Origin of the sequence: Solidesulfovibrio fructosivorans JJ] (assembly GCF_000179555.1) — a bacterium.
GTDB classification, from domain to species: Bacteria; Desulfobacterota; Desulfovibrionia; order Desulfovibrionales; family Desulfovibrionaceae; genus Solidesulfovibrio; species Solidesulfovibrio fructosivorans.
On the sequence record NZ_AECZ01000042.1, the window covers coordinates 21,387 to 30,700 of the forward strand.

General features: G+C 67.8%; 11 protein-coding genes. 5 read left to right on the forward strand and 6 right to left on the reverse strand.

Annotated features, from left to right (window positions below):
• Positions 1-107: 107 nt before the first annotated feature.
• On the reverse strand, positions 108-1,307 hold the full coding sequence (argJ, locus tag DESFRDRAFT_RS18670) for a bifunctional glutamate N-acetyltransferase/amino-acid acetyltransferase ArgJ (RefSeq protein ID WP_005996565.1): 1,200 nt from the start codon (positions 1,305-1,307) through the stop codon (positions 108-110).
• 20 nt (positions 1,308-1,327) lie between these two features.
• Entirely contained in the window at positions 1,328-1,789 is a 462-nt protein-coding gene (locus DESFRDRAFT_RS18675) for an EF-hand domain-containing protein (protein ID WP_005996568.1), read from the reverse strand.
• Positions 1,790-1,899: 110 nt separating this feature from the next.
• Between DESFRDRAFT_RS18675 and DESFRDRAFT_RS18680 the strand changes: the two genes are divergently transcribed.
• Both DESFRDRAFT_RS18680 and DESFRDRAFT_RS18685 read left to right on the forward strand, forming a co-directional pair.
• On the forward strand, positions 1,900-2,913 hold the full coding sequence (locus tag DESFRDRAFT_RS18680; RefSeq protein ID WP_005996570.1) for a tetratricopeptide repeat protein: 1,014 nt from the start codon (positions 1,900-1,902) through the stop codon (positions 2,911-2,913).
• A gap of 136 nt (positions 2,914-3,049) precedes the next feature.
• Positions 3,050-3,370, forward strand: coding sequence for a hypothetical protein (locus DESFRDRAFT_RS18685; protein WP_005996571.1), 321 nt, complete (start codon positions 3,050-3,052; stop codon positions 3,368-3,370).
• Positions 3,371-3,966: 596 nt separating this feature from the next.
• On the opposite strand, the gene DESFRDRAFT_RS18690 is transcribed toward DESFRDRAFT_RS18685, so the two are convergent.
• From DESFRDRAFT_RS18690 to DESFRDRAFT_RS18705, 4 genes are read right to left on the reverse strand one after another with little or no spacing between them, the layout of a single operon-like run.
• A complete protein-coding gene (locus tag DESFRDRAFT_RS18690) occupies positions 3,967-4,206 on the reverse strand; it encodes a hypothetical protein (protein WP_005996573.1) in 240 nt (79 codons plus the stop codon).
• Entirely contained in the window at positions 4,206-5,573 is a 1,368-nt protein-coding gene (locus tag DESFRDRAFT_RS18695; RefSeq protein ID WP_005996575.1) for an aldehyde dehydrogenase family protein, read from the reverse strand. The genes DESFRDRAFT_RS18690 and DESFRDRAFT_RS18695 overlap by 1 nt, the downstream gene beginning before the upstream one ends.
• A 45-nt stretch (positions 5,574-5,618) precedes the next feature.
• Positions 5,619-6,164, reverse strand: a complete 546-nt coding sequence (locus DESFRDRAFT_RS18700; RefSeq protein ID WP_005996577.1) for a carboxymuconolactone decarboxylase family protein — start codon at positions 6,162-6,164, stop codon at positions 5,619-5,621.
• 53 nt (positions 6,165-6,217) lie between these two features.
• Positions 6,218-6,964 (reverse strand): sulfite exporter TauE/SafE family protein, encoded by a 747-nt coding sequence (locus DESFRDRAFT_RS18705; protein ID WP_005996579.1) that lies wholly within the window; start codon positions 6,962-6,964, stop codon positions 6,218-6,220.
• A gap of 121 nt (positions 6,965-7,085) precedes the next feature.
• Between DESFRDRAFT_RS18705 and DESFRDRAFT_RS18710 the strand changes: the two genes are divergently transcribed.
• The 3 genes from DESFRDRAFT_RS18710 (at position 7,086) to DESFRDRAFT_RS18720 (ending at position 9,116) form a co-directional block, all read left to right on the forward strand.
• Positions 7,086-8,015: a LysR family transcriptional regulator gene (locus DESFRDRAFT_RS18710; RefSeq protein ID WP_005996580.1), complete on the forward strand. Its 930-nt coding sequence runs from the start codon at positions 7,086-7,088 to the stop codon at positions 8,013-8,015.
• A 178-nt stretch (positions 8,016-8,193) separates the two neighbouring features.
• Positions 8,194-8,670, forward strand: a complete 477-nt coding sequence (locus DESFRDRAFT_RS18715; RefSeq protein WP_005996581.1) for a hypothetical protein — start codon at positions 8,194-8,196, stop codon at positions 8,668-8,670.
• Positions 8,671-8,810: 140 nt separating this feature from the next.
• Entirely contained in the window at positions 8,811-9,116 is a 306-nt protein-coding gene (locus tag DESFRDRAFT_RS18720; RefSeq protein ID WP_005996582.1) for a hypothetical protein, read from the forward strand.
• The last annotated feature ends 198 nt before the right edge of the window (positions 9,117-9,314 follow it).

The following is a 9,314-nucleotide window of genomic DNA, read 5'->3' on the forward strand; positions in this document are numbered from 1 at the left end:
CGTCCGGCCAAAGCCAACCGGATGGGGGGCCGGGGGGCGCGCCCGCCCCCCGGCGGAGTGCAGAGGCTCCGCCTCTGCCGGGTCCAGGGCAGCGCCCTGGCCCCCGACTACGTCCGGTAGTCGGCGTTGATCTTGATGTAGTCGTAGGTCAGGTCCGAGGCCAGCAGCAGGTAGCGGCCGGGGCCGTTGCCGAGTTCGATATCGAGGCTGATTTCGCCGCGTTTCATGTGGGGCGTGAGCAGCGCGTCCAGGTCGTCGGCCACGGGCATGCCTTTGGTGAAGACCGGCACGCCGCCGATGCTCACGGACACGTCTTCGGCGGCGAAGCTGGCTCCGGAGCGGCCCAGGGCGCAGACGATGCGGCCCCAGTTGGCGTCCTGGCCGAAAAAGGCGGTCTTGACCAGGGGCGAGTTGCCGACGGCCCGGGCGGCCAGTTCCGCTTCGGCGTGGGAGGCCGCGCCGTGCACCTTGACCCGCAGGATCTTGGTGCCGCCCTCGGCGTCCTGTATGAGCATGTAGGCCAGGGCCTGGCAGACTTCGACCATGACGGCGAGCAGCGCCTGCCGTCCTTCGGCCGAGTCGATGACGACCTCGGACGCGCCGTTGGCCAGCGCCAGCACGCAGTCGTTGGTGGAGGTGTCGCCGTCCACGGTGATGCTGTTGAAGCTGCGGTCGGCGGCGGCGGCCACGGCTTCCTGCCACCACAGCGACCCGACCTTGGCGTCGCACAGGAGCACGCCGATCATGGTGCCCATGTTGGGGGCGATCATGCCGGAGCCCTTGGCCATGCCGAGGACCCGGACTTCGCCGGCGTCGGTGGTCAGGCTGCCCCAGGCGATCTTGGGGAAGGTGTCCGTGGTCATGATGGCCTTGGCCGCGGCCACGGGCGAGGTCTCGCCGAGGTTGGCCGCCAGTTGCGGTATGGCGGCCTTCCATTTGTCCAATTTGAGGCGCGCGCCGATGACGCCGGTGGAGGCCGGCAGGATGTCCTCGGGCGAGAGGTCGGTGGCGCCGGCGACCATCGCCAGCGTGGCCCGGCAGTCGTCGATGCCGGCCTGACCGGTGCAGGCGTTGGCCTGGCCGGAGTTGACGAGGACGGCCCGGGCATGGCCGCCGGAGTCGGCGATTTGTTTCTTGGCCACGAGCACCGGCGCGGCCTGGAACAGGTTTTTGGTGAACACGCCGGCGGCGGCGGCCGGGACGTCGCTGACGATAAGGGCCAGGTCGTCCCGGTCCGGGCGTTTGAAGCCGGCGGCGGCGGCGGAAAAGCTAAACCCCTTGGGCAGGGGAACTACGGGCGAGGACATGGCTGCTCCTTCTACACGGATCATTGGGGATAGGGGCCAGGGGACGGTTTCGCGTACGGGCGCGCGCCGCCGGAGGGGGCCGGCGCGGCCATTTCGTCGCGGGTCAGCACGCCGTCGTCGTTTTTATCCAGGCGGCGAAATTCGTTTTCATGGAAGTTGCGCCATTCCTCCAAGGTCACCCGGCCGTTGTTGTCCTTGTCCATGGCCGAAAAAAGCCGGGACGGGTTCGGGGCGCGGGGGCCGGGCGCGGCGGCGTTCGGCCTCGGCTGGTCGGCCAGGGGGCGGCCGACAGGCGCGGCCGGAGAAACCGCTGTCGGGCTCGGTGTGGGCTTCGGCGTGATTTTGGTGTCTTGGGGCGGATAGTCCGGGGACGGATAGGAGGTCTCTATGGACCGGGGCGGGGCGTCGTTTCGCGAGGCGCAGCCCGCCGCGACGAGGGACAGGGCGATCATGGCCGCCGCGACGGCCGTGGCGCGATTCATGGCGGGCCTCCTTATCCGGGCAATCTTCCAAGGACGATTCCTACACCAAAGCGTCCCGGTCGGCCATACCCGGCCTTGACAGGCCGGCCCCGCTTTGCCAAGCCCCGGCCATGCGCTTTGCCATTTTCGCCCTTATGGCCGCCTGCTTTTTTATGACGCCCATGCCGGCGGGCGCGGCCATGAGTCATGACGACCTGATCTTTTACGGTACGGAATCCCTGGCCAGGGGGCGGTTTCCCCAAGCCGCCCAGGCTTTTGCCGAGGTTTTGGCCGGCGATCCGGGAAATCCCTACGTCCGGGGCCGCCTGGCCCTGGCCCGGATTGCCGTCGGCCAGCCGGACAAGGCCCGCAGCGGCCTCGAAGCGGCCGTGGCCGCCCGCTCCGACGATCTGTTCGCCCTGTGGACCCTGGGCTGCCTGGATATTCTCGAGGACAAGCCTGCCCAGGCGGTGGGGCGGTTTTCCGCCATGCTCGCCGCCGATCCGGGCAATCCCCGGGCCATTGTCGGGCTGGGGCTGGCCGCCCTGGCCGCCGGGCGCACGGCCGACGGCGTGGGCCAGCTCGAGGCGCTGCGAAAGGCGTCCACCCAGGACCCGTTGGCCCTGCATCTGGCCGGGCTGGCCTATTGGATGCTCGGCGCGCCGGCCAATGCGCGGCTGGACTTGGAAGCCGCCCTGGAGCTGGAGCCGCGAAACGCCGCCACGCTGGAACTCGTGGGGCTGGTCTACCGGCGGCTCGGCAAGCCCACGTTGGCCAAAAGCGCCTGGGAACAGGCTCTGGCCGTGGACCCGCACCGGTCCCGCGCCCGTTTTTTCCTGTCGCGCCTGGCCGAGGACGACGGCCTTGCCGCCGCCCTTGCCGGCAAGAAGCTGGAGGCCCAGCGCGCCTATGAACGGGCGATCTCCGTCGACCCGACCAACCAGGCGGCGGCAAGGGGACTGGGACTGCCGGCCCTGGGCGCGCCGCCGCCGGCCGCCAAGGAAGCCGGGAAGGTCGCTCGGCCCCAGGCCGCTCCTCCCACCGCCCCGAAAGCGGCATCCCGCCAGGCCGGGCACGGAAAAAGCGCCGATCCCGTCCCGAAGCCGGCGCAAAAGGATATCCCCGCGCCCTGGGAGCCGCGATAGGGAAAAGACAGGCTGGGGAAAACGTTGTCTTACGAAGAGTTTTTCCCCAGACCCCCTTTCCAACGACTTTTCATAATAGCAGGGGTTGCTAGAAATCTGGATGGGAAATCATCCCCGCGCAAAAGAAGGAGGATACATGAGACGACTGCTGCCCAGCATCCTTGGCCTGCCGGCCCTGATTTTCCTATTGGCCGCCGCCGCTTCGGCCCAGGGATTCGGTCCGAAGAATTATGGCGAGTGCGTCATGGTCAACGCCAAGCGCGCCGCGTCGCCCGATGGCGGCATGCTCATGCGCCGGGCCTGCAAATGCCGTTTTCAAAATCCCAAGGAGCCGGGCTGCGAAAAATATACTCAGGCCGCCCTGGACTGCATGATCGCCAATCTCGTGCCCGCGGATACCAACGACAAGGCCTGGGGCGTGGAACGCGCCTGCCGTACCAAGCATCCGGTCAAGTGACCGCTCCTGGCGATGGAAACCAAACCACTGCGCCGTCCCGATTGGGGCGGCGTTTTTTTCGGCATCGGCCGGGAAAAGCCCAAACGAAAAGAGAGCGGCTCCGGGTCGCCATCCCGGAGCCGCTCTCTGAAAATATCCTTGTTCGGAGGAAGGATGACTTTTTTATAGCAACAGGTGTGCCAATGTCTGTGTTTTTTATTTTTATTCTTACATAACAGTGTATTGGAAAATAAGACCGTCCGCTGACAGGCGATTTGCCCTCCTGAAGGGGCCTCTGACGGTACAAAGGCTTGTACGCCCTTGGCCAAGTCCGGCTTTCGGGGGCCAGGATTTTGTACCTGGCGAGGCGCTTGTTTTTAAATACTAGTTTTCCCAAATGGTTATGAATTAGATGACAGCGGCGGCCGGAGGCATGGGCGCGGTGCGAAGGCCCAAGGGCTGTCGGGCCGGGCCGGGGCGGGTACAAATCTTTGTCCCGGACGGCGCCCTCCTCCTCAACCCGTTAAAAGTTTTGGGGAGGGGAGAGCGCGAGAGGGGGACCCTTTCTCCAAAAAGGGTCCCCCTCTCGCATCATCCTCATGCCTTGCTCTTCTGCCCTAGGCCATCAACAGGCGGTTGCGGCGGCGGCGGGCGATGTCGAGGGAGGTGTCCAGGGCGAGCTTTTCCTGTTTGGCCGCGAAGATCTCCTGGGCGTGGTATACGCCGGCCTTTACGTCTTCGGCGTCCATGAGTTCGCGGATGCGCTTGGCCATGGCGTCGCGTTGTTCGGTCAGGACGGCGATTTCCGCCTCGAGTTCCTGCGCCTGGCGCGCGGTTTTGGCATCTGGTTGGAGCATCAGGCATCCTCCACGACAAGGGTCTTGATGTTGCAAAATTCCGTGAGCCCGAACCGGGACAGTTCCCGGCCGTAGCCCGAACGCTTGACGCCGCCGAACGGCAGCCGGAAGTCGGAGCGGGGCACGGCGTTGACCGAGACCATGCCGGCCTCGATGCGCCGGGCGATGGCCAGCCCGCGTTCGGTGTCGGCGGTCCAGACGCTGGCCCCGAGGCCGTAGGGCGAGGCGTTGGCCAGCCGCACGGCGTCCTCGGCATCGGCCGCTTCCACCACGGCCGCGACCGGTCCGAAAAGTTCCTCGTCAAAGGCCGGCATGCCTGGCTTCACATTGGCCAGAAGCGTGGGCGCGTAGAAATAGCCCGGCCTGGGAAGCTTCTTTCCGCCAAGGAGCAGCCGCGCCCCGGCCGCGACGGATTCTCGGACCTGCCGGTCGAGGTTATCAAGCAGGTCCTCCCGGGCCAGCGGCCCGACGGTGGTGCCCGGGTCCAGGGGATCGCCGGGGACATGGGCGGCGAGGCGTTTGGCCAGCCGGTCGATGAAGGCCGCCTGGAGCGGGGCTTCGACAATGAAGCGCTTGGCCGCGATGCAGGCCTGGCCGCAGGCGCGCATGCGGGCCGTCTCGGCGGCGGTGCAGCAGTCTTCCAGCACGGCGTCGGCCAGGACGATGAAGGGATCGGAGCCGCCAAGCTCCATGACCGCCTTCTTGATGGCCGCTCCGGCCGCCGCGCCCACGGCCGCCCCGGCCCGGGCCGAGCCGGTGAGCGTCACGCCGCGCACGGCCGGATGGGCGATGGCCTCGGCCACGAGCCCTTCCTCCACCCGCAGCAGGCGGAAGGTGCCCTCCGGGAAGCCCGCTTCCGCGAAAAGCTCCCGCAGGGCTTCGGCCACGCTCATGACGTTCGGCGCGGGCTTGACGGCCAGGACATTGCCGGCGGCCAGGATGGGCGCGGCCGCGCGCATGATCTGCCAGTAGGGGAAATTCCAGGGCATGACGGCCAAAATGACGCCCAGGGGCTCGAGGACCACCATGCGCCGGCCCGTTTCCGAGGGAAACGTCTCCCCGGCCAGATAGCGCGGGGCTTGCCTGGCGTAGAAGCGGCAGGCCCGGGCGCAGCGCAGCACCTCGGCTTCGGCCTCGGGCAGGATTTTGCCCATCTCCCGGGCGGCCAGCCGCGACAGGGGGGCGAGGCGGGCCTCGAACAGCCCGGCCAGCCGGGTGAGCGCCTCGAGACGCGCGGCAAGGGGGGTATCGCGCCAGCCCGGAAAGGCCCGGGCGCAGGCGTTGAGAACGTCCCGCGCCGCCGGGGCGTCGTGGGACGGATGACTGGCGAAAGGCTGGCCCGTGGCCGGATTGATGCTGACGAACATGGTGCTGCGGCAAGGCGGGATGCGCGGACGGCGCGCAACCCCGGGTTAAAAGGGCTGCGTCGCTCCCTCCGGCAGGGGGACGTCGAAGGCGAAAAGCACGCCGGCAATGAGGCGGTACAAGCCGCAGAGCACCACGATTTCGATGAGTCCCTGACGAGTCAGGGCCGCTTCCAGGACATCCTGGGTCGCCTGGGGGATGCTCGCCGGGGCGAGGGCCGCGTCGGCGGCATCAAGGGCCGCCGATTGCACGGGCGAAAGTTCCGTCGGCCGCCTGCCCAGGCGCACTTCCTCGAGAACGGACTCGGGGATGCCCGCCTGGCGCGCCACGGGGAAGTGTTTGACCCATTCGTAGGCCGCGCCGCATTTGCGGCCGGTCCAGAGGATGACCAGCTCCCGCACCTGCGCCGGCAACACGCTCGGGCCGAACCGGAAATACGTGCCCAGCTCGGACACGTGGGCGGCCAGGGCCGGGTGGTTGAGCAGCGTGCGGTACATGCCGTCGATGCGGCCGCGGGTAGCCACCATACGGTCGTAGACCGCCTGGGCGTCCGGCGACAGCGCGTCACGGTCAGGCATGGGAAGCGTGGCCATGAATCCTCCTTGGTGAAGGAGGACCTTACCCGTTTTGACCGGGCAAGCCAAGGTCAACGCGTAAAAGCGCCCCAGGCCGCCTGGGCGAGGAGGCTCACGCCGGAAAGCCCGAGCACGCCGAGCATCACCCGGGAAAAGGCGCGTTCGCTGATGCGGCCGCAGCAGGCCATGCCCGCCCCCAGGCCGAGCACCAGGGCCGGCGCGGCCACGGCGGTCCGGATCCAGACTTCCCGGTCGAGCAGTCCGGCCAGGTACTGGGCGCTGATCACGCCGATGCCGGCCAGCAGGAAATAGGCGGTGAGCGTCGCCCGCACGCCATTGCGGTCGTAGCCCTGCCGCGACACCCAGGCCACGACCGGGGGGCCGTTGACCCCGATGGCCGCGCCCATGCAGCCGGCCGTGAATCCGGCCAGCAGGCCAAGGCCCGCGCCGGCCCGGGGACCGGCTTCGCGCCGGCGCAGGGCGTGGATCACGAAGGCCAGCACCGCCAGTCCCAACGCGCCCTTGAGCAGGACGTCGGAGACGGAGCGCAGTGCATGGGCCCCGACGGCCATGCCGGGGAGCGAGGCCCCGAGCAAAAGGGCCAGGGCCGGCCAGACGATCTGGCCGCGCAGTTTGCCGGTCAGGATGATGTTGAGGGCGACGGCCAGCAGGCAGCAGACCGGCGTCGCCACGCGCAGGTCCATGACCATGGCCAGCATGGGCAGGGCGACAAGGGTCGAGCCGAATCCGGCCAGTCCCTGGGTGAAGCCGCCGCACAGGGCGGCAAGGGCGAGGACGATGAGGATTGACGGTTCCATACGGGTCGCGTTTCCGGCGTACGGCCGGGATATCGTTCAAATTCTCAGGATATTGCAATGACCGTTAATCCTGGATAAAGGTTGGGGCAAACGATTTCATTCGAACAGGTGTTCGGAAAATATGAATCTCCTGGATCCCTGGCAGTTGCGCACCTTTCTGGCCGCCGCCTCGGCCCCGTCCTTTCGACAGGCGGCTTCGGACATCTCCCTTGCTCCGTCCACGGTCACCATGCAAATGCAGGCCCTGGAGGAGACCCTCGGCGTGCCGCTTTTCCGGCGGACGGCCGGCCGCATGGTGCTGACCGAGCACGGCCAGCGGCTCGTGGGGCATGCCCGGCGTTTGCTCGAGCTCGAGGCCGAGATCCGGCGCGGCATCAGCGGCGGCGATACGGCCAGCCCCGAACTGTCGGTGCGACTCTCCGAAAGCCTCGGGCTGGAACTTGTGCCGGCCCTTCTGCCGCGTTTCCGGCAACGTTTCCCTCATACCCGGCTCATCCTGGCCACCCAGTCCCGGCAGGGGCTGGCCAGCGAGCTGCGCCAGGGGGGCGTGGACCTCGGCGTCATTCTGGGCGAGCCGTTCGCCGCCGAGGGCGTGGCCATGGAGGAAATCCACCGGGAGCCGCTGGTCGTGATCGTGCCGCCCCGGTCCGATCTGGCCCGGCTCGCGGTGGTGGGGCCGGAGGAGTTGGCCGTCCGGGAACTGCTCGTCACGCGCCATATCTGGAGCGTGCGACGACGCATCGAAAGCGCTTTGGCCCGGGTCGGAAAGGAACCGGCGTCGCTGACCGAATGCACCAGCCTGGAGATCGTCAAGCGGTGCGTCGCCGCCGGCCAGGGGGTGGCCCTGGCGCCGCGTCTGGCCGTGCGCCGGGAATGCGCCGCCGGGCTTTTGGCCGCGTTGCCCTGGGCCGAGGGGACGCTCGAGGTGCCGGTCGTGCTGCTGCGGCAGGCGGACCGGCCAAGGAGCGAGGTCGCGGCGTATTTCGCCCTGGCGGTGCGGGAAGCGCTTGGGGAAGAGGGGAAGGCTTCGGGACGGCCGGGCGTCCGTTGACGCGCGCCGGTGATACGGCTTTTCCTTGCGGCGGCAACGGGCTAGGATCCGTTTCCCCATTTCCGATGCGCGGTTTTTAGGCGGGGAGGGTGGGGCGCGGGGCAAGGTTTTTCCCGCGACGCGCTTCAAGCGGTTGGGAATCCGCTTTCGAACGGTTCGAAAACGTCAGGAGGCACCGATGCCACGACTTCGCTTCTGTGCGCCGCTTTTGGCGGTCTTCTTTCTGGGGCTGGCCGTCCCGGCTCCGGGACAGCAAACCGCCGATCCTTCCCGGGACGTTTTTTTGCAGACCATCGGCATGCTGGCCGGGCAGGGGCTGGCGCTCGGCCACGAGAGCCTGCAAGGCATCGTCGTTCGCTACGAGAAGCGGGTGCTGCCCCGTGAGGAAGCGCTACGGCGGCTTGCCGCGGAAGCCCGATACGCGGACCTGGTCCTGGCCGCCTTCAAGGAGCGGCTCATGACGCGGCTCGCCCCCCAGGAGCAAAAGGACCTGTCGCTGCTGATCGGCTATTACGAAATCCAGCGTCAGGCCATCGAGGCCCTGGCCGTGTACGTGCGCTCAAGCGGCGCGAAGAACCGGCAACGGTTCGAGGAGCTGCAAAAGCAGGTCGGGGAGGTCCTTCGGCGCATCAGCCTGGGCGGCGGGGCCCAGTGACGGGATTCTTGCCAAGCCCCGGGTGTTGTGCCATGAACCAGACGTCGAAATGCGTTTCCTGCGGCGTCGCAATCCGGGAAGGCTCGGGCCGGGGACTCCCTCCCCTGCCGTCCGGGCGCGCCACGAACCGAGGAGAGATTATGAAGAAAGCTTTGTGTCTGTGCCTGCTCGCCGGCTTCATGCTGGCGGCCGTGGCCGTGGCGCAAAATGCCGAGGCGCGTCCGCCCTGTCCGCCGGGCTACTTCTGGGACGGGCCGCGCGGCTGCATGCCCCTGCCCTATTACCCGCCGCCGCCTCCGGCGTATTATCCGGCCCCGGTCTACCCGGTCCCGGTCTATCCGGCTTGCCCGCCCGGGACCTTCTGGCGCGCCGGCGCCTGCCGGCCCGCGCCGCGCCCGGCTCCGGGCATCCGCGTCTACCTGCCGCCGGTCTACATCGGACCTTAGGAAGAAGAGCGAAGAAGATGCGAGAGGGGAAACCCTTTCAAAAGGGTTCTCCCCTCTCGCGCTCTCCCCTTCCTAAAGTTTTCAATAGGGAGGGAATGCAAAACGCTCCGGGAAAACGGTCGACTGATCGTTTCCCCGGAGCGTTTGCTTTGAGCCCGGAACGGACCGCGCCCCCTTTAAAAGTTTTCCTAATTACAC